Here is a 19624-nt window from a genome sequence, read left to right as displayed (position 1 = left end):
CGGATCGGTCCGATCAGTAGTCGAACTGGCCTGCGTTCTCCTTGGTCAGGACGAGCGGCGGGCCGAGGATGAGTTCCTTGGTCGCGTCGCGGAACTCGACGTCCTTGATGGTGTCGCTGACCTGGTTGGTCGCCTGGAACGGTTCGCCCTTGATCATCTGGGCACCGGCCCAGGCGGTCAGGAATCCGAGGTCCTCGACGTTCCACAGGATCGAGCCGGACGACGAGCCGTCCTCGAGGTACGGCAGCATCGCCTGCGGCGTGCCGACGCCGACGGTGAAGACCTGGCCGATGCGGCCGGCGTCACGCACCGCCTGCGCCACACCGGGCGCCGAGGTGGTGCACTGGCCGATGATCCCGCTGAGATCCGGGTTGGCGTTCATCAGGTCGGTGGCCATCTGGGTGGCCTTGTTCTGGTCCTCGCCTGCGTAGACGGTCGGCAGAAGCTTGATCTCGGGGTACTTCGTCTTGAAGGTCTCCTCCTCGATCTTGATCCACGAGTTCAGGTTCTCCGCCGTCTCGCCACAGGAGACGATCACCGCGGTGCCCTTCTCGCCCATGGCCTTGGCGAGCGTATCGGCCGTGTAGGTGCCGATGCCGTCGCCGGTCGCCTGCTCAACGAAGACCTCACGCACCGAGTTCGGCGCGTCCGTGTCGGAGGTGCCGACCTTGATGCCCGCGTCCTTGGCCTCCTGGAGAATGGGGGCCAGCGAGTCGGGATCGTTGGGGGCGACGATGATGGCGTCGACCTTCTTCTGGATCATCGACCGCACGATGTCGGCCTGGGCGGCGGGGTCGGCGGTGGTCGGCCCCTGGTACTCCCACTTCAGACCGGGGATGACTTCCTCGGCCTTCTTGCCGCCGGCGTTCATGGCCTCGAAGTAGGGGATGCCCTGGATCTTCGGGACGAACGCGACCGTGAACTCGGCGGGGGCCTCTCCTCCACTGCTGGTGGTGGCTCCGCCGGTCGGCTCGGTGGTGGGCGTGCCGCCGTCGTTGCGCGTGGTGCACGCGGCGGTGAACATCAGTGCGCCCACGGCCATGAGGGCCAGGGCCCTAGTGGTGTGCTTGGACATGGTTCTCCTTCTCCTCGTCGGTGAGGTATTAGGGGGTGGTGCGGGAACTCGGGGGCTGGGGGATGTCGACGGTAACGCCGAGCGCACGCCATCGGTCGACCTCGTCCGGCGGGATACCGGCGTCGGTGACGAGTCGTCGCACCCCGGTGGGTTGGCACCAGTGGTGCGGCGAATCGCCGTGCATCTTGCTCGCATCGGCCAACAGGACGATGCGGTCACATAACTTCACGAGTGCTTGTTTACTGCGGGCCTCGTCCGCCGAGATCTCCCCGGCGCCCTGTTCGGCAGAGACGGAGTGTGCGCCGAAGAAGCCGATGTCTACTCTGCGGTCGAAGCAGATGTCGTCCAGGCCGGCCATCGTGGCACGCGACGATCTCCGGAGGGGCCCACCGACGAGGACGACAGTCGCGTCCGAGCGGTCCAACAGCAGCGAGGCGGCGGGCAGCGCATTCGTGACCACCACGAGGTCGCGCAGATGGATCAGCGCCTCGGCGAGGTGATGGGCAGACGACGACGAGTCGAGCGCGATGGTGTCGCCCGCATGCACCAGACGGGCCGCGCGGCGGGCGATGTCTCGCTTCTGCGGGGCGGCGTCGGCGAGCCGGAACGAGAAGGATCCCTCGTCGCGGGTGGCCGTCCGCCTGGCCCCGCCGTGGACCCGGATGAGCACACCGCGTCGCTCGAGGGCGGAGAGGTCCTTGCGGATCGTGACGGCCGAGACACCGAACTGGCGGGCGAGGTCCGAGCCGCGCGCTTCGCCCTGGCGCTGGAGCGCCCTGTAGATGGCCTCGCGTCTGGTCTCTTCGTCAAGTCTGCTCATGGCATTCCGGTTCGGTGCCGGCCTCCATCGGCCGGGTCTGGGAGGGGCCACATCGCCCCTGTGAAACGACCATAGTGCGGACCGTTGGGGCCCACAAGATCGAAAGCGAAGCAGAAGCGCAACGCTTGCGATTGCGCTCCACAAACCCCCAGAACTCGGCGTTCACCCTTGTCAACGCCTGTTTAATGCCGAATGTTCGCTGGGCCCGACCGTTACCGAACCGTAATCGGTGGCGTGGCTCAGCCCGCCTCGACCGCTCTACGCAGGGCCTCGCTCGCCGGGTCCTGCTGCGGCTCACGCTGGCTCAGCAGATCCCACTCCATCTTGAGGTTCGCGAGCCACTCACGCCCCGCGCCTCTCGCCCACACCGAGGGGTGACGCTCCCGGAACGAGGTATCGCCGACGCCGACCGCGTCGAGTCCGACGCTGCGACAGATCGTCAGGGCACGAGGCACGTGATAGTCCTGCGTGACGATGGTGAGGCCGGTGGCGCCGTACACGTCGCGGGCGCGCACGCAGGAGTCGTAGGTGTCGAACCCGGCGACATCCTCCACGATCCGCTCGGCCGGCACTCCCCTGGCGACGAGATAGTCCCTCATCACCCGCGGCTCGTTGTTCGACCGGGGCAGGCCGTCTCCTGAGACCAGCACCGCGCGGACGCTGCCCGCCTCCCAGAGTTCGACGGCGAGGTCGAGCCGGGACGCCAGCGACACGGACGGACGGTCGGGATGCGCCTTGGCGCCCAGCACCAGCGCGACATCGCGCGCCGGCACATCGTCGGGGCTGTACTCATGCCCGGCCGACGAGGCGCTCACGTGCGCCATGCTGCTGGCCACGGCGGCAGCCCCCGCGACGCACACGGCGCCGAGCCCGATGAGGGCCCGGCGCCAGCGGCGCCTGCGGGGGGTGTCAGTCACGGTTCTCGAGGTACCAGCTCACCAGCGACTGCGTGGACGGATCCTGCTTGGCCAGCGCCTCGGCGTCACCGAAGACGGCGGGGGCAATCTCGAGGGCCAGCTTCTTGCCGAGCTCGACGCCCCACTGGTCGAACGAGTCGATGCCCCACACGATGCCCTGGGTGAACGTGATGTGCTCGTAGAGGGCGATCAGCTGCCCGACCACAGCAGGCGTGAGGGCCGGGGCCATGATCGACGTGGTCGGCTTGTTGCCGGTGAAGACGCGGGCCGGGACGATCGCCTCAGCCGTTCCCTCGGCCCGCACCTCGTCGGCGGTCTTACCGAAGGCGAGCGCGGCGGTCTGGGCGAAGAAGTTCGCCAGGAACAGTCCATGGACGTCGGTGTCGCCGTCCCTGGTCGGGTGGGCCGGGTTGGCGACGGCGATGAAGTCGGCCGGGATAAGGCGGGTTCCCTGGTGGATGAGCTGGTAGAACGCGTGCTGGCCGTTGGTGCCGGGCTCGCCCCAGAAGATCTCGCCGGTGCCGGAGGTCACGGGCGTGCCGTCCCAGCGGACGGACTTGCCGTTGGACTCCATCGTCAGCTGCTGCAGGTACGCGGCGAAGCGATGCAGGTACTGCGCGTAGGGCAGCACGGCATGGCTCTCGGCACCCCAGAAGTTGACGTACCAGACGTTCAGCAGCCCCATGAGCAGCGGGACGTTGGTCTCGGGCGCCTGGGTGCGGAAGTGTTCGTCGACGGCATGGAAGCCGCCGAGGAACCCGCGGAAGTTGTCCTGCCCGATGGCGAGCAGCACGGGCAGCCCCACTGCGGAGTCGACGGAGTAGCGGCCACCGACCCAGTCCCAGAAGCCGAACGCGTTGGCTGGGTCGATGCCGAAATCGGCGACCTTGTCGAGCGCGGTGGAGACGGCGACGAAGTGCTTCGCGATGGCCTCTCCCCCCTCGGCGGGGCTCGCGATCGCGCCGGCCTCGGCCAGCCTCTCCAGCAGCCACGCCCGCGCCATGCGCGCGTTCGTCAGTGTCTCCAGCGTGGTGAAGGTCTTCGACGCGACGATGAACAGCGTGGTCTCGGGATCGAGATCCGCCACCTTCTCGGCGCAGTCGCTCGGGTCGATGTTCGAGATGAACCGGCACTCGAGCCCGGCCTGCTTGTAGGGCAGCAGCGCCTCGTAGACCATGACGGGGCCGAGGTCAGAGCCGCCGATGCCGATGTTGACGATCGTGCTGATCGGCTTGCCGGTGACGCCCTTCCACTCGCCGGAGCGGACCCGGTCGGAGAAGGCGTACATCTTGTCGAGGACGGCGTGGACGTCGGCGACGACGTCCTGGCCGTCGACGACCAGTTCGGCGTCGGCGGGCAGCCGCAGGGCCGTGTGGAGGACGGAGCGGTTCTCCGTGACGTTGATGCGCTCCCCGGCGAACATCGCATCGCGGCGCTCGGGGAGGTTGACCGCCTCGGCGAGGCGCACGAGGGCGGCCATCACGTCGTCGTTGATCAGGTTCTTGCTGAGGTCGATCCGGAGGTCGGCCAGGTCGAACGTCAGGTCATGCGCCCGGTGCGGGTCGGCCTCGAACCAGCCGCGCAGATCGGGGACGAGCGCCTCACGCAGGGTGGTGAGGTCGGCCCAGGCGTCGGTGGTGGTGGCGTCAATGGGATTGATCATGGAGCCAGCCTAGGTCCCCGGCCCCGCGCGGTGGAACCTGGGGGCGGGGCGATCGTGGGCTCAACGGACGCTGATGTGCACGTGGTCCCAGTGGTTGGCCGACGCGCTGCCGCGATCGGACATCGAACGCCAGCCGTCACCCGAGCGCTGGCTCGTCCAGATCTGCTGCTGGTAGATCACTTCGATGACGCCGAGCGAGCTGGCGTTGGAGCGGGCCCACTTGGCGATCTGCCAGCCGTAGTCGCCGGAGACCATGACGTCGATGGCCTGGCCGGAGCCGTGGTACGAGCCGGAGCCGGGCCGGTAGCCACCGTAGCTGGAGACCCCGGGGAACTTGGCGCAGAGCGCGCGCAGCACCGAGGCGGTGCGCGAGGTGAGGTTCTGCTCCAGGCCGCCCGCCTTCTTGCACTGGGCATCGGAGAAGCCGGAGTCACCCGACGAGGAGCCACCCGACGCCTTCGGCGCAGTCTCGCTGAGGAAGGTCGCCTTGATCCAGCCGGGCTTGCCCTTCAGCGAGACCTGCTGCCAGCCGTCTGCAGTGCGCTCGGTGATGGTCACCTGCCTGCCGGAGGCCAGCGTGGTGAAGGCGTCGTAGCCGGTGCCGGGACCGCTGCGGACATTGACGCTGTCGGTCGCGTAGCGGGTGCCGGCGTCCTCACCGAGCGTGGTGTAGTCGGGGGCCGGCGCCGCCTTGGCTGCGGCCGCGGCAGGGGCCGGGGACGCGCTGGGCGAGGGGGTCGGGGCAGCGGTTGACGTCGCGGAGGGCGTCGCGTTCGGGATGACGCTCGGCGAGGCCGACACCGTCGGGGACGGGGAGGCCGAGGGCGACAGCTCGGGGCGGACCTCGTCGCGTGAGACGCGCATCGGCGCAGCCATCGTCGGGTCAGTGCTCTCCACGCCCTGGTGTCCGAGGGGACCGATGACGAGCGAGGCGCCGAGGCTGACGCTCGCGAGCACTGCGAGCGGCACGACGACCCGGCGGCGGGAGGGTCTGCGGGGGGCAGCGCTCCGTCGGGCGACCGAAACCGTGCCGAGCTCCACGACGGGAGACTCGTCGGCTTCCGCCGCACGTCGAGCCTGGGCCATACCCCAACCTTCCTGAGAAACTACTAAGGTTTTCTCAGAATACGCCCGGGAAGGGTTTCTGCCAAGTACCCAGGTGGGGCCCCCTGACGCGCCGGAACCCGATCGGCTATCGTCTCCGTGATGATTACGCGGACAAGCACAGCCTCCACGCCGCGCGCGCAGCGCGCCTGGCTTGCCCTGTTGCTCGCCTGCGTCCTCGCTTTCCTCCCCGCGAACCTCGCTTCTGCTGACGCGCGCATCGACGCGACCTTCAGGGTCAGCGACGCGCAGGTCGCCATCAGCGGACGGCTCCTCGACGGCGCCGACGGCATCGGCCCGCACGTCCTCCTCATCGGCCTCGACGACGTTGAGGTCGGCCGCACGACGACGAGCGGCAGCGGCGATTTCTCGGCCGCGGTGCCACTTCCTGCCGGACTGAGCGGAAGGCACGTCGTCTCCGTCTACTTCGCGGGGACAGAGGCCCTGCCCCCCGTCGACGCCCGCCACAGCTTCGAGGTCGCCCGGGGGCCGGTCCAGACGACGCTGAAGGCCAGCGGGCCGGCCGAGGCTATCAACGGTGACGTGATCACGATCAGCGGCAGCCTCACCACAGCGGCCGGCGCAGGCGTCGCTGGCGCCGGCATCGCGATCAGCGACCCGTCCGGCAACGTTCCGGACTCGTACACCGTCAGCGGCGGTGACGGGGCGTTCTCGACGCTCTACGCCGTCCCCGAGGACCAGGCGGAGGGATCCCTCACCGTCACCGTCACCTACGCGGGTGCGACCGGCTTCGCCACCTCCAGCGGCTCCGTGAAGCTCGCCGTGCGCCGGATGGACGTCCAGACGCCGAGCCCCAGCCCCACCGCGTCACCCACCCCCAGCGCGTCAGTCTCCGCATCGGCGACCGCGTCCGCCCCGGCGATCGGGTCGCCGTCCCTCTCCCCCACCGCGCCACCCGCCGAGGCGGACGACGATCCGTCCGTCCTGTCGCCGGTGGCGATCGCCCTCGTGGTCGTAGGCGGATCCGCGATCCTCGCGCTCGCGCTCGTCGCCTTCAAGGGCAGTGTGAGCCGCAGGCAGATCGACGACGGCGAGATGGACTTCTTCGACGAAGCCGGGGCCCCGTTCACCCCGGTCCCCGAGGCGCCCGTCAGCGATGGTCCCGCGCAGAACCTCGCCGCGAGCCGCGCCGTCGACGACGATCGCCCCGCCGAGCCCGCCGCAGGAGACGAAGCGGATCCTGCTCCGCGTCCGGCGCGTCGGGCGGCACCCTCCGACGACTGACGCGTCAGTCCGCTGAGCGGTCCCGCAGCTTCTGCTCCGTCGAGATGAACGACCCCGTCCGGTCGCGCAGTGCCGACAGCGAACCACCCTGGTACGCGTCGCCCAGCAGCGTCGTGTCGAGACAGGCCGCGGGGGCCCCTGCCTTGAACCACTCCCCCGTCGCGTAGGCCCCGAGGCCACCCATCGGGACGGCCCGGTCGAGCAGACCGAGCTCGGCGAGGCGGGCCGCGTACGCGTGGCCGACCACGTCGGCGGGATAGACCAGGACGCCGGCCAGGGGCAGCGCCAGCGCCGCCCTGACCTCTCCCGGGGTCATGGCCGCGCCGTAGCAGGGGACACCCGCCTCCAGCGCAGCCTGCGCGACATCGTCGGTGGCCACGTCCGCCAGCACGAAGGCGGCTCCCTTCTCGACGGCGGTGACGACCTGTGCGGCGTCGACGACCCGCGTCACGCCGATGGCGGCACGCGCGCCGAAGATCGCTGTCAGGTCGCTCAGCGCGGCGCCGGTGACCGGCGCCGCGAAGGTGCGGAAGCCCTCCTGGATCAGCACCTCCACGACGCCGATGTGGTCGTCGAGGGGGCATCGGGAAGGCACACGACCGTGCCGCGGAGAAGGGTGTCGCTGGGCATGGGCCCCATCTTGCCGCACCGGCGCGGGCCCGGACCGCGGAGGTTGCCGATGAACGGGCCCTGTCGGAGCCGGATCCGGGCTCTACGCTTCAGCAATGCTGGACTCGTTCCTCGGCCTCCCCGCCCATCCGCTGATCGTGCACGCGCCCGTCGTGCTGGTGCCGCTGGCCAGCCTGGGGCTGCTTGTCCTACTCCTGCGCCCGGCGTGGCGGCCCCGCTACGCGGGTCTGCTGCTGGTCGGGCTGGTGGCCGCAGCACTCGGCGCCATCGCCGCAGCTGTCTCGGGCAACGCGTTCGCCGAGCGCGTCGGCCTTCCTGTGTCCCATCAGAGCTACGGGACGGCGCTGGCGGCCGTCTCCGTGGCACTCGCCGTGGCGGGTGGGAGTTGGCTGTGGCTGGTCCGCCGGGAGCGGGAGGCGTCGCCGCGCCTGACCACGCTGGGGTGGACGGCCGGCGCCGTCTCCCTGATCGCCATCGTGCTCGTGGGGCTCACCGGCCACTCGGGAGCGACGGCGGCGTGGGCCAGCGCGACACCCTCCTCCAGCGGCACCGGGTCACCGAGCTTCACGCTGGGCGACGTGGCCGGGCATGCGACGCAGGACTCCTGCTGGGCCGCCGTCGACGACGGGGTCTACGACCTCACGGGATGGATCGACAGGCACCCCGGCGGCCAGGCGCGGATCCTGGCCCTCTGCGGCACGGACGCCACCGCGGCGTTCCAGGACCAGCACGACTCGGACGATCGCCCGCAGGAGCAGCTCGCGCAGTTCCGGATCGGCGACCTGCTCGGTTAGGCGGTTGCCCCAGCGACGGCGTCGGCGAACCAGCCGGTGATCGTGGCCGGATGCGTGATCGCGGTGCCGACGACAACGGCCCAGGCGCCGCGTCGCATCGCCTCTGCGGCCTGCGCCGGCGAGTGGACGCGTCCCTCGACGAACACGGGGGCGGCGTCGAGCGCGACGATCTGGTCGACGACCTCGAAGTCCGGCCCGGGGTCTTCTCACGCTCGCCCGAGTAGCCGGCCAGCGTGGTGCCCAGCACGTCCGCCCCGGCCTCCCGCGCGGCGACGGCGTCAGCCAGCGAGCCGCAGTCGGCCATGACGACGACGTCGGGGAAGCGCTGCTTGAGCCCCTCGACGGTGTCGGCGAGCGAGCGTCCGTCGGGCCGCGGACGACGGGTGCCGTCGAGCGCGACGATCTCGACGCCGGTGTCGGCGACGGCTAGGCAGTCGTCGAGCGTGGGGGTGATGAAGACGCCCTCCTTGCCGACCTTGACGAGGCCGATGATGGGAGCGTCGACGACCGGCCGCATCGCGCGCAGGTCGTCGAGGCCCTTGGCCCGGATGCCTGCCGCGCCGCCGATGACGGCGGACTGCGCGATCTGCGCCATGGTGCGCGGGTCGAGCATCGGCTCGCCCGGGTAGGCCTGACAGGAGACGACGAGCCTGCCCCGCAGGGCCTCGACGACAGCGTTCACTTCTGGTTCCTTCTCTCGGTTCAGCGGCCGACGGCGTCGAAGACGGCGCGGGCGGCCCCGGCGATGGCCGCGGTCGGACCGAGCTCCGCAGGCACGATGGGGATGTCGCGTTGGATCTCGATCAGGTCGTCGTGACACGACTTCAGCAGCGGATCCCACCAGACGGCTCCCGCCTGGGCGATGCCGCCGCCGATGACGACGCAGGCCGGGTCGATGAACGACACGAGCCCGGTGATCGCCTTGCCGAGCGCGGTGGCGGCACGGCGGACGACGCTCAGGGCCGCCTCCTCCCCCGCCTCGGCGCGGGCCATGATCTCCCGCCCGCCCGTCGATTCGCCTGTGGTGTAGCGGTAGTAGCGCTCGATGGCCGGCCCGGCGGCGATGCCCTCCAGGTGGCCGAAGCGGCCGCACGCGCACCGGTCGGTCTCGGCCCCGGGGTCGGGAAGTGTCCGATCTCGCCGGCGACGCTCCTGGCCCCGGTCCAGAGGCGCCCGTTGAGGACGACGGAGCCGCCGACCCCGGTGCCGACAGCCACGAGCAGCATGGAGTCCCGGCCACGGGCCGCCCCAGCCAGGCCTCACCGAGGGCGTGCGCGTCGACGTCGTTGCGCACCTCGAGAGGGCGCGACGGCGGAAGGTCGAGCCGACTGCGCAGTTGGCCGGGGATGTCTGCGCCGACCCAGTCGGCGAACGTCTCGGTCGCGTAGATGATCCTGCCGACCCGGGAGTCGACGACCCCCGCGGCCCCGACCCCGATCCCGACGGCGTCGGTCGGGTCCAGCTGGCGGACGAGCTCGGCGACCTGGTCGAAGACGGCGGCCGGGCCGACGCGGGCCGGGGTCGGCGCGGTGACGACGTCGCCGATGGTGCCATCCGGCCACACGCGGGCTGCAGCGGTCTTGGTCCCGCCGAGGTCGACACCGATCGCGTACGTCATTGCTCGCTCACTCCCGTCGGGTTTGTTGACTGAGGCTACCGCGAACCCCACCCCACAGGGTGGAGCCTGTGGGGCCTGGCCGAGACCCAGCGTCGGGCGGCATCGTCGCGGGCACTAGCATGATCCGTCGACACCGACGTACCCCCGTCGACCACCCGCGACGCGGGCCGGTCGGCGAAACCCGAAAGGACGCGCCCCCATGGCACGCGCTGACCTCAGCCCAGAAGAACTCGCCGTCTACCGACCCACGGTCGCTGAGCCGGAGGACTTCGACGCGTTCTGGGCCGACACGCTCGCCGAGGCGCGCACCCACGACCTGGACGTCCGGGCGACACCCACCGCCGCCCCGTTCGAGGCCGTCTCCATCCAGGACGTCAGCTTCGCGGGCTTCGGCGGCGACCGCGTCAACGCCTGGTTGACGACGCCCGTCGCGGCCACGGGCGACCTGCCCGTCGTCGTGGAGTTCCTCGGCTACGGCGGCGGCCGCGAGCTGCCCGGAGTCCACCTGCACTGGGCCAACGCCGGGTTCGCCCACCTGCTCATGGACACGCGCGGCCAGGGGTCGGCGTGGGGCACGGGCGGCCACACGGGCGATCCCCACGACTACGGCGCCCACCACCCCGGCTTCATGACGGCGGGCATCGCCGATCCGGCCACCTACTACTACCGCCGCGTCTTCACCGACGCAGTGCGCGCCGTCGAGACGGCCCGCTCGCTGCCCGGCCTCGACGCGACCCGCGTCAGCGTGACCGGCGGCAGCCAGGGCGGCGGCATCACGCTGGCAACGGCCGGCCTGGTGCCCGACCTGTTCGCGGCGATGCCCGACGTCCCGTTCCTTTGCCACTTCCGCCGCGCCGTCGATATCGCCGACACCAACCCGTACTCGGAGATCACCCGCTACCTGGCGATCCACCGGGGCGCCGAGCAGCAGGCGTTCCGCACCCTGAGCTACTTCGACGGCGTCAACTTCGCCAAGCGGGCCAAGGCGACGACCCTGTTCTCGGTGGCCCTCATGGACAAGATCTGCCCGCCGTCGACCGTGTACGCGGCCTACAACGCCTACCAGGGCGACAGGAGCATCGAGGTCTACGGCTTCAACGACCACGAGGGCGGCGGCTTCGGCCAGAAGCTCCGCCAGATCACCTGGCTGAAGAGCCTTCTGGCCTGAGCCGCAGGCGTCAGCTGGAGCGCGGGCCGAAGATGCGCAGCACCGCCTCCAGCATCGCCGCCCCGTTGTGGGTGTCGGGGAGCAGGGACGAGCCCTCAGTCCATTCGTTCCAGGCGTTGACGGTGACCACCGGATACGGCGTCGGGTGCCGTTCGACGAAGTCCCGCGCCATCGTCAGCGCCGCCTCGAACTGCGCGGGCGTCTGATCCCACACGGGGGTGTACGGGTAGCGGCCCGGCACGAACTCGATGTCCTGGGCGGTGCGCGGAGACGCGTCCCAGCCGACGGTCACGTTGGGGTGGAACGGCACCGGCAGCGAGGCCGCGAACCGCTCGTAGTCGGCGAACGCCTCGTCGCGGAGCCGGACGGCGTCGCCCACCGGGAAGTCGTGCTGCGTCACGTCGGCGTGGTGGATCCACACGTAGGACGTGGCGGAGTCGAAGCCGAGGTCGGCGGTCAGCGCCGCGGGGTCGTCGACGCCGACGGCGGTGGGCAGCACCCCGAACCCCCACACGACGGCATCCAGGTGCAGGCCCGGGAAGCCGGCCGCGATGGTCCGCTCCCTGAACCAGGCGAGCGCGTCGCGGGCCCCGTCCAGACCGCCCATGCCCGCGATGAAGTTGCCGATCTCGTAGAGGGAGAACCAGGGTGCCCCGTCGACGGTGAGGTAGTTGGGTCGGGTGAAGTAGGCCCCGATGATGTGCTCGACCATCGCCTCGAAGGCGGCCCTGTCGATGGCCCCGTCCTTGAGCCTGGTGGCATGGTCGTCGCCCGGTCTGCGGTACGGGAAGATGTCGACGAGTTCGTGGTTGGCCCACATGAGGGCGAACTCGATGTCCGAGCTGTTCGGCGCGCCCAGGAGCCCCTCGTCGAGGGCCCGCTGCAGGTACGGGCCGTCGTCGTACCAGTAGTAGTCGACGAGGAAGCCGTCGATCCCGTGCCGGACGGCCAGCTCGATCTGTTCGGCGGCGACGGCAGGGTCCGCCTCGTCCTGGAACCCGCCCAGGGGCACCCTCGGCTGCCGGTGCCCCGCGAACCGCGGCCGCACAGCCTCGAGCAGCCGCCATTCCGTCCACCCCTCCCCGTGCCAGGCGGCATTGCGGGCATCCTCGTGCCAGTCGGGGAAGTAGTAGGCGAGAACCTTGGGGCGGATGTCCATGGCCACGATCTCTACCACATGCGGGCGCGGCCGACCCAAGGCAGACCGTCACGAGATCATCGGGGCATGCAGTAACGGCTCAGGAGACCTGCACGGTGATCGTGTGCCAGCCGCTCGCGCCGTCCGGCGCCGGGGCTGCGACGGTGTCCGTCTGCGTCGTCCCGTCGCGGGAGATGGCACGACAGCGGATGCGGTGGTTCCCGGACTCCGCCTTCCAGGGCCGCCGCCACTGCACCCACGTGTCGTCCGAGATGGCCGTCGCGAGCTCCGCGCCGTGCCAGTCGCCGTCGTCGACCTGCACCTCGACGCCGGAGACCCCGGTGCCCGGCAGCCACGCCACCCCGGCGATCACGGCATCCCCGGCTGGGACGGCGCGGCCCTGGCGCGGGACGTCGATGCGGGACTCGAGCTTGATGGGGCCCCGGTCCGACCAGCCGCGGGCGGTCCAGTAGGCCGTCGCCCGGTCGAACCGGGTCACCTCGAGGTCGGTCACCCACTTCGTCGCCGACACGTACCCGTAGAGGCCGGGCACGACCATCCGCACAGGGAAGCCGTGCTCCGGAGGCAGCGGCTCCCCGTTCATCCCGATCGCCAGCAGCGCGGCACGGCCGTCGGTCAGCGCCTCGAGCGGGGTCCCGGCGGTGAACCCGTCGACAGAGGCGGAGAGCACCATGTCGGCGTCGGCGTCCGGGACGGCCCGCTGCAGCAGCTCGCGGATCGGATACCCCAGCCAAACGGCGTTGCCGATCAGGTCGCCGCCGACCTCGTTCGACACGCACGACAGGGTCGTCACACTCTCCACCAACGGCAGCGCGAGCAGCTCATCCCAGGTCAGCGTCACCTCCTGAGCAACCATCCCGTGGATGCGCAGCCTCCAGGTCGACGGGTCGACCGAGGGCACCACGAGCGCCGTGTCGATGCGGTAGAAGTCCGGGTTCGGCGTGACCACCGGCGTGATCCCCGCGACGTCGAGCGACGCCGATGCCGGGATCGGCGGCGCAGGGGTGACGGGTCTCGGCAGCTTGAGCGCCGCTCGCACCGTCGTGGCGGCCGCTGCACCGGCACGGCCCAGGCCGCCGGCCACGGCCATCACCACTCCGACTGCGGCCGTGCCGATGGTCCATGCGAGGAAGGCCCGCCGGGACGGCTGGCCGGCGCCATCCGCCCCGGTCCCCGGCCGCGTTCGGGCCAGCATCCGCAGCGCGATCGCCCCGGCTGCGCCGGCGAGTACGGAGGGGACGAGGGCCAGGGATCCGGCGTCCTCCCGCGTGAGGGCGAGCCCGCCCACTGAGATCCCGACCGCCACGAAGACGACCACACCCACGCGCGGCCGACGCGCCTCACAGATTCCCGCCGCGGCCCCGAGGATCAGCAGAACGATGCCGATCGCGGTCAGCAGCGCGATCTTGTCGGAGGTGCCGAACCAGGCGATGGCGGCATCCTTCGCCCAGGACGGCGCGACATCGATCAGGGCGCCACCGATCACCGCGAAGGGGCTCGACGTCGGGGCGACGACGGCGGCGACGAGTTCCCCCGCACCCGCGCCCAGGACGGCGGCCGCGGCTCCCGCCGCCGCACCCCGCCACGCACGCGACGCGTTCATCGTCCCAGCCTACGTCCGTGCGATCCGCCCACCGGGAAAGGCCGCGAACCCTCGCCGCCAGCTGCAGGAGGGCTCTCAGCCCGAGGACTCCCGCACGACCAGTCTCCAGGACGCCTCGTGCCTGGCCGGGGGTGTCGTTACCCTTCCCTGGTCCAGGACGGAGCGCAGCGCGACGGCCGCGATCTGCCCCCGGTCGGGCGAGATGGTCGTCAGCGTCGGGTTGGACGCCCTGCCGTAGGGGATGTCGTCGAAGCCGACGACGGCGACGTCCTCCGGGACCGACAGCCCGGCCCGTTGGAGCCCGCGGATCACGCCGAGGGCGAGCCAGTCCGTGAAGCAGAAGACAGCGTCCGGGCGCGGATGGGCGGTGGCGATGTGCACGCCCGCGGCGACACCGTGCTCACCGCTGATGCCCTCCGACTCGACCTGCAGCGCCGGGTCGACGGTGACCCCCGCCTCCTCGTGCGCCTGGACCCAGCCGCGCCAGCGCGCGTTGGATCCTCCTGAGACGCCTGGGCCCACGACGGCCACCCGACGGCGCCCCAGCGAGAACAGGTGGGCGACGGCGGCCTTGGCCGCCTCGACCTGGTCGATCGCGACCGCGGACACGGACTCGGGCCACACACGGTCGCCGAGCAGCACCAACGGCAGTCGGGAACGGCGCCGCGCGATGTCCTCGTCGGTCAGGGTGGTGGAGCTCAGGACGATGCCGTCGATGGGCTGCCCGAAGCGCCCTTCGAGTGCCTTGAGCTCCAGCGCGTGCGAGTCATGCGTCTGCTGGACGACGAGGACGACGCCCTCCGCCTCGGCAACCTCGAGCATCTGCTGGGCCAGGGAGGCGAAGTACGGCATCTCCAGCCGTGGGACGACCAGGGCGACCAGGCCCGTGCGGCCGCTGGCCAGGTTCCGTGCCACAAGGTTGGGTCGGTACCCGAGCTCCGAGATGGCCCGCTCCACCCGCTCCCGGGTCGCGTCGGCCACATGCGGGTAGTCGTTGACGACATTCGACACCGTCCGCATCGAGACACCGGCGAGCTTGGCGACATCCACGAGGCGGGGTCTCTGCCCCTCAGCACTCATCTGCTAGTCCCGTCCCCTACATCCACGTGGCCAACAGCATACGGGCGGCCCCGCCGTCACTTGAGGCCAGTCGTGGCCATGCCCTCGACGATGCGTCGCTGGAACAGCACGAACACGATCAGCACGGGGATGATCGACAGGATGCTCATCGCGAACATCGCCCCCCAGTCGGAGTGGCCGGCGGCGTCGAGGAACCGCCGCAGAGCCAGGGGCACGGTGAGCCGGTCGAGACTGGAGAGGTAGATGAGCTGGCTGAAGAAGTCGTTGTAGGCCCAGATGAAGGAGAAGATCGCCGTCGTCACCATGGCGGGGGTCAGCAGCGGCATGATGATCCGCCAGTAGATGGCGAAGTCCCCGCAGCCGTCAATCCTCGCGGCCTCGTCAAGTTCGATCGGGATCGAACGAATGAACTGCACCATCAGGAAGATGAAGAATGCCTCGACGGCGAAGAACTTCGGCACCACCAGCGGCAGGATCGTGTCGACCCAGCCCAGCGCCCTGAACATCGCGTACTGGGCGATCAGCGTGACGTGCTGCGGAAGCATGATGGTGACCAGCATGACGGCGAACAGCACCTGGCGGCCGCGGAAGCGGAGCCTGCCGAACGCGTAGGCGGTCAGCGAGCAGGACAGGCAGTTGCCGATGATGGTCAGCGAGCAGATCAGCAGGGTGATGGCGATGTGCCAGCCGAACGGCATGCCGGTCGCTGTCCATCCCTGGATGTAGTTGTCGAGGGTCGGCGCCTCGGGAACCAGCGAGGTGCTCGAGAAGATCTCGTCCTGCTTCTTGAAGGAGCTGCTGACCATCCACAGCAGCGGGTACATCAGGACGAAGCCGATGCAGATCAGGAAGAAGTGACGCACGGCGCTGCGGCGCCGGGCGTTCGCATTACGGAGCTGCTTAGCCACGGCCCTCATCCTCGTAGTAGACCCAGTATCTGCTGACCACGAAGTTGGCCAGCGTGAACAGGGCGATGACAATCAGGAGCACCCACGCCAGGGCGGCGCCGTATCCCATCTGGAAGTTGGCGAACGTCTTCTGGTACAGGTACAGCGTGTAGAAGAGGGTGGAGTCGGCCGGGCCACCCGATCCACCGGAGATGATGTAGGCCGGCGTGAACGCCTGGAAGGCCCCGATAACCTGCAGCACGAGGTTGAAGAAGACGATGGGTGTGATCAGCGGCAGCGTCACGCGGAAGAAGCGGGCGACCGCCCCCGCACCGTCGATGGATGCCGCCTCGAGCACGTCCTTCGGCACCTGCCGCAGCGCCGCGAGGAAGATCAGCATCGGGGCGCCGAACTGCCACACGCGCAGCAGCACCAGCGTGTACAGGGCGGTGCCCGGGCTGGAGATCAGCGCGGGCACCTCCACCCCGATCGCCGTCAGACCCGCATCGACCAGGCCGTTCGGCCCGAAGATCTGACGCCACAGCACGGCGATGGCGACGCTCCCGCCCAGCAGGCTGGGCACGTAGTACACGGCCCGGTAGACGGCCAATCCCTTGATCCCCTGGTTGAGCAGCAGCGCGAGTCCGAGGGACGCGATGAGCTCAAGGGGCACCGACAGCGCCACGTACTGCAGGGTGACGATGGCCGACTTGTGGAACCGGGTGTCGTCGATCATGCGCGCGTAGTTCTCGAGTCCGACCCACTGGGGCGCCTCGAGAAGGCTGTAGTCCGTGAACGAGTAGTACAGGGATATGATCATCGGGCCGATCGTGAACCAGCACAAGCCGATGAGCCATGGGAGCAGGAAGAGGTACGCCTTCCAGGAGCGTCGCTTCGCCATGTGGTCAGGCTCCGAGCGCCGACTTGGCCTCGTCGATGAACGTCGTCGCGGCGTCACCGGGCTTCGCCGTCGCGAAGCCGACGGACTCCGCGGCGCGCTGGAACGCGGACATGACCTCGCCGTAGCCCCGCGGCCAGGGGCCGGGCGCCTTGCCCGCCTTGGGCGCGTACGTCTCGACGTACTTGACGGCGGCCTGCACGGCGGGCGCCGCGCCCGCAAGCTGTTCCCGTGCACCCACCGTCGGCGGCACGCCCAGCAACAGCCCGATCGGCTCGGTGGCCGTCGGGTCGTTGATCAGGTGGTTGACCAGCTTGGCGGCCTCCTCCTTGTGCTTGGACTGGGCAGAGACGCACCAGAAGTCGAGTGCCTTGACGAACATGCCGGAGAAATCACCCTTGGTCTTCTGAGGCAGCGGCGACGCGGCGACGACGCTGTCCTTGATCAGGGGCTGGAAGAACGTCATCTGCTGGATCCAGCCCGACGTGAGCGCGGCGGTGCCGGTGGTCATCGGGTTGGTCTCGAACGTGCCCGCCGCCGAGGTTACGTCCTGCGGCGGCGCGGCCTTGGCCAGCCGGAGGTCGTCCCACAGCGCGAACCAGGCCTCGACGACGGCGGCGTCCAGGCGGAGCGTCCCGTCGTCATTGAACTGGTTGCCCACGTGTTCGCGGGCGAAGACGTCGAACATCTGGAAGTTGCCCGCCATGTCGGAGCTGCCGTACATGCCGGCGCCCGCCTCGGCGGAGTAGTCCTTGGCCCAGGCGGAGAATTCATCCCAGGTCCACTCGACCGGCACGGTGGCGCCGACCTTGTCGAGCATGGCCGAGCTCGAGAACAGAGCCGGCGCGATCGAGCTCTGGCCGATGCCCATGAGCTTGCCGTCGACCATGCCGGAGGCCTTGACGTCCGCGTCGAGGGTCGCGGTGTCGATCACCGACGCGGAGGTCAGGTCGTCGAGCGCGCCACGGCTGGCGTACTCGACGAAGTAGGTCATCGACATGCGGAACACGTCGGGGCCGGAGCCGCCGGCCGTCTCCGTGGCGAGCTTGTCCCAATAGTCGCCGAACGCGACGCCGGTGCCGGTCGTGGTGATGCCGGGATTGGCGGAGGTGAACGCCTTGAGGGCCGAGTCCATGGCCTCGTGGACGGGCGCGCCGCCGTACCAGCCGACCTTGAGGGCGGCCGAGCCGCCACCCTGGGTGGCGGGCGACGACGCGGGGGACGAACCGCCGGCGGTGCCGGGGCTCGTGGGGTTGGCACCACCACCGGGGGTGCAGCCTGCGACCGCAGCGGCGGCGAGGCCGCCCGCGGTGAGGTTCATGAACGAACGACGGTTGACGGTGGACATTTGCTACTCCTTTGTAACCAGGCCCTGACGGATGTCAGGGGGTCGAGTCGGCCTCGGGCGGCTGGGGAGCCCAGCGCCAGTTGTGGGGTGGGATCAGGGGCGTGTAGCGCCCGAGCGGGAGGTCGTCGCCGACGCGCATCATCCAGCGGGCCAGCCGCTGCGTGAGGTCGTGCCGGACGGCGGCGTGGTCGAGATCCGCGGCCAGGTTGTCCACCTCTGCCGGGTCCGTAGCGAGATCGTGCAGCCAGGTGGTGCCGCGATCGTCCATGATCAGCTTCCAGTCGCCGCGGCGGACCATGCGTTCCTGACCGGACTGGGTGACGGTGTTCAGCTCATCGAAGGTGCGCCCCTCGTACGGGAAGTGCAGGTCGGGTCGGTCGTCGACGTCGTAGGCCACTCCCCCGTAGCCGAGTTCGACGTAGCCGGTCTCGAACTCCTCCCCCGGCTCGCGGCTGCGGGCGAGCAGCGGAGCGAGGTCGCGCCCCTGGATGCCCGCGGGCAGATCGAGCCCGAGGAGCCCACACATGGTCGGGGTGACGTCGACGATGGACACCTCCTCATCGCGCACCTCGCCCGCCGGGACGCCCGGGCCGGCGACGATGAGCGGGATCCGTGTCAGCGCGTCGGAGAGGCCTGCGCCCTTGCGCTGCATGCCGTACTGGCCGACGTAGTCGCCGTGGTCGGCGAGGAAGACGACGATGGTGTTGTCCATGTGTTCGCCGAGGCCCGCGAAGAGGCGGGCGATCTGGTCGTCCAGCATGCGAAGCATGCCCAGGTAGACCGCGAGGTAGCGCCGCCACTCGGCGTCGAAGTTCGGGCGCTTCTCCTCGACAAGGTCCCGCAGCCACCGGTACCGCCACGACAGTTGGTCGATCACCTCGGGACCCGCGCCGCGCTCGTAGGAGTCGGCGACGTCGGTGAACATCGAGTAGTACGGCTCCGGCGCCTGGTACGGGTTGTGCGGCTCGGGGAAGGAGACCCAGCAGAAGAACGGGCGGTCGGTGGGGCCGTCGGGGCGCGCACTGAGCACTGCGTCGAGCGCGTCGTCGACGATGCGGGTGGGCAGCTGCGCCGAGAGCGGGAACGGGGTCGGGCCGTCGGCCACCGAGTGGTCGAGCCCATCCAGCCAGGCGTCGAACTCGGCGTGCTGGGGGGTCTTCTTCGGGCCCTCCGTGTGCATGTAGGGGCCCCGGAAGTGGTCGAAGTCGGCCGGCTTGCGGTGCATGTGCGGCTTGCCGGAGAAGAAGGTCTCGTATCCGGCCTTGCCCAGCACGTCCAGGAGGTCCTCCGCGAAGAAGGCGTCGTCCTCGTTGGAATTCTGCCGCACCTGGTGCGCGGACGGGAAGCGCCCCGTCAGCAGGCTGACGCGAGCCGGCACGCAGGCCGGATACGAGGTCGAGGCCCGTTCGAAGGTCGTGCCACGGTCCGCCAGGGCACCGAGCGTCGGCATGACCGGACCGGCCTGCCCCGTGACGGTCGTCAGGTCCGCACGGTGCTGATCGGTCATCACCCAGATGATGTTGGGTCGAGTTGGCGCCATTGCCCCATCCTTAGTCGGTCTGTGGACGACACAGTCTGACACAGAGACTTGCAGCGCTGCAATCCCTTGAGCTCA

General features: G+C 70.1%; 17 protein-coding genes and 2 pseudogenes. 3 read left to right on the top strand and 16 right to left on the bottom strand.

What is annotated here, in order from left to right; genetic code table 11:
- Positions 1 to 13: 13 nt before the first annotated feature.
- From H9L22_RS16935 to H9L22_RS16915, 5 genes are all read right to left on the bottom strand, one after another.
- Positions 14 to 1075 carry an autoinducer 2 ABC transporter substrate-binding protein gene (locus H9L22_RS16935; protein WP_187720917.1) on the bottom strand — a complete coding sequence of 354 codons (1062 nt, stop codon included), beginning with the start codon at positions 1073 to 1075 and terminating at the stop codon, positions 14 to 16.
- Between the two features lie 28 nt (positions 1076 to 1103).
- Positions 1104 to 1895 carry a DeoR/GlpR family DNA-binding transcription regulator gene (locus tag H9L22_RS16930; RefSeq protein WP_187720916.1) on the bottom strand — a complete coding sequence of 264 codons (792 nt, stop codon included), beginning with the start codon at positions 1893 to 1895 and terminating at the stop codon, positions 1104 to 1106.
- A gap of 239 nt (positions 1896 to 2134) precedes the next feature.
- Positions 2135 to 2812: a SanA/YdcF family protein gene (locus H9L22_RS16925; RefSeq protein ID WP_226965952.1), complete on the bottom strand. Its 678-nt coding sequence runs from the start codon at positions 2810 to 2812 to the stop codon at positions 2135 to 2137.
- Positions 2805 to 4475: a glucose-6-phosphate isomerase gene (gene pgi, locus H9L22_RS16920; protein WP_187720915.1), complete on the bottom strand. Its 1671-nt coding sequence runs from the start codon at positions 4473 to 4475 to the stop codon at positions 2805 to 2807. Before pgi ends, H9L22_RS16925 begins: the two co-directional genes overlap by 8 nt.
- Positions 4476 to 4535: 60 nt before the next feature.
- On the bottom strand, positions 4536 to 5561 hold the full coding sequence (locus H9L22_RS16915) for an SH3 domain-containing protein (protein WP_187720914.1): 1026 nt from the start codon (positions 5559 to 5561) through the stop codon (positions 4536 to 4538).
- A 120-nt stretch (positions 5562 to 5681) separates the two neighbouring features.
- Here H9L22_RS16915 and H9L22_RS16910 point away from each other — a divergent pair, with 120 nt between their 5' ends.
- Positions 5682 to 6824 carry a hypothetical protein gene (locus H9L22_RS16910; protein WP_187720913.1) on the top strand — a complete coding sequence of 381 codons (1143 nt, stop codon included), beginning with the start codon at positions 5682 to 5684 and terminating at the stop codon, positions 6822 to 6824.
- Positions 6825 to 6828: 4 nt separating this feature from the next.
- Here H9L22_RS16910 and H9L22_RS16905 read toward each other — a convergent pair whose 3' ends face one another.
- Positions 6829 to 7419, bottom strand: coding sequence for a beta/alpha barrel domain-containing protein (locus tag H9L22_RS16905; protein WP_187720912.1), 591 nt, complete (start codon positions 7417 to 7419; stop codon positions 6829 to 6831).
- Between the two features lie 130 nt (positions 7420 to 7549).
- On the opposite strand from H9L22_RS16905, the gene H9L22_RS16900 reads away from it, so the two are divergent.
- On the top strand, positions 7550 to 8248 hold the full coding sequence (locus H9L22_RS16900) for a cytochrome b5-like heme/steroid binding domain-containing protein (protein ID WP_187720911.1): 699 nt from the start codon (positions 7550 to 7552) through the stop codon (positions 8246 to 8248).
- Here the strand turns inward: H9L22_RS16900 and H9L22_RS16895 are convergent.
- From H9L22_RS16895 to H9L22_RS20780, 3 genes and pseudogenes are all read right to left on the bottom strand, one after another.
- Positions 8245 to 8930 (bottom strand): annotated as a pseudogene (locus tag H9L22_RS16895) (N-acetylmannosamine-6-phosphate 2-epimerase). The gene H9L22_RS16900 and the pseudogene H9L22_RS16895 overlap by 4 nt on opposite strands.
- A gap of 20 nt (positions 8931 to 8950) precedes the next feature.
- Positions 8951 to 9511 (bottom strand): ROK family protein, encoded by a 561-nt coding sequence (locus H9L22_RS20785; RefSeq protein WP_264292501.1) that lies wholly within the window; start codon positions 9509 to 9511, stop codon positions 8951 to 8953.
- Between the two features lie 43 nt (positions 9512 to 9554).
- A pseudogene (locus H9L22_RS20780) lies at positions 9555 to 9866 on the bottom strand (ROK family protein); the annotation flags it as partial.
- A gap of 199 nt (positions 9867 to 10065) precedes the next feature.
- Between H9L22_RS20780 and H9L22_RS16885 the strand changes: the two are divergent.
- Entirely contained in the window at positions 10066 to 11034 is a 969-nt protein-coding gene (locus tag H9L22_RS16885) for an acetylxylan esterase (RefSeq protein WP_187720910.1), read from the top strand.
- A 10-nt stretch (positions 11035 to 11044) separates the two neighbouring features.
- Here the strand turns inward: H9L22_RS16885 and H9L22_RS16880 are convergent, their stop codons facing one another.
- The 7 genes from H9L22_RS16880 to H9L22_RS16850 all read right to left on the bottom strand — a co-directional run bounded on the left by H9L22_RS16880 (position 11045) and on the right by H9L22_RS16850 (position 19549).
- The gene (locus H9L22_RS16880) at positions 11045 to 12193 is read right to left on the bottom strand and encodes a glycoside hydrolase family 99-like domain-containing protein (RefSeq protein ID WP_187720909.1); all 1149 of its coding nucleotides are present in this window, start codon (positions 12191 to 12193) and stop codon (positions 11045 to 11047) included.
- A 79-nt stretch (positions 12194 to 12272) separates the two neighbouring features.
- Positions 12273 to 13796, bottom strand: coding sequence for a molybdopterin-dependent oxidoreductase (locus H9L22_RS16875; protein ID WP_187720908.1), 1524 nt, complete (start codon positions 13794 to 13796; stop codon positions 12273 to 12275).
- 75 nt (positions 13797 to 13871) lie between these two features.
- Positions 13872 to 14846, bottom strand: coding sequence for a LacI family DNA-binding transcriptional regulator (locus H9L22_RS16870; protein ID WP_187720907.1), 975 nt, complete (start codon positions 14844 to 14846; stop codon positions 13872 to 13874).
- An 86-nt stretch (positions 14847 to 14932) separates the two neighbouring features.
- Positions 14933 to 15793 carry a carbohydrate ABC transporter permease gene (locus H9L22_RS16865; RefSeq protein WP_187720906.1) on the bottom strand — a complete coding sequence of 287 codons (861 nt, stop codon included), beginning with the start codon at positions 15791 to 15793 and terminating at the stop codon, positions 14933 to 14935.
- Positions 15777 to 16664: a carbohydrate ABC transporter permease gene (locus H9L22_RS16860; RefSeq protein WP_187720905.1), complete on the bottom strand. Its 888-nt coding sequence runs from the start codon at positions 16662 to 16664 to the stop codon at positions 15777 to 15779. Before H9L22_RS16860 ends, H9L22_RS16865 begins: the two co-directional genes overlap by 17 nt.
- Positions 16665 to 16668: 4 nt before the next feature.
- Positions 16669 to 18009, bottom strand: coding sequence for an ABC transporter substrate-binding protein (locus H9L22_RS16855; protein ID WP_187720904.1), 1341 nt, complete (start codon positions 18007 to 18009; stop codon positions 16669 to 16671).
- 34 nt (positions 18010 to 18043) lie between these two features.
- Positions 18044 to 19549, bottom strand: a complete 1506-nt coding sequence (locus tag H9L22_RS16850) for a sulfatase family protein (protein ID WP_187720903.1) — start codon at positions 19547 to 19549, stop codon at positions 18044 to 18046.
- Between the last annotated feature and the right edge of the window lie 75 nt (positions 19550 to 19624).

This window comes from Tessaracoccus defluvii, from assembly GCF_014489575.1.
GTDB classification, from domain to species: domain Bacteria; phylum Actinomycetota; class Actinomycetes; order Propionibacteriales; family Propionibacteriaceae; genus Arachnia; species Arachnia defluvii.
This window is presented reverse-complemented; position numbering and strand designations above follow the sequence as displayed.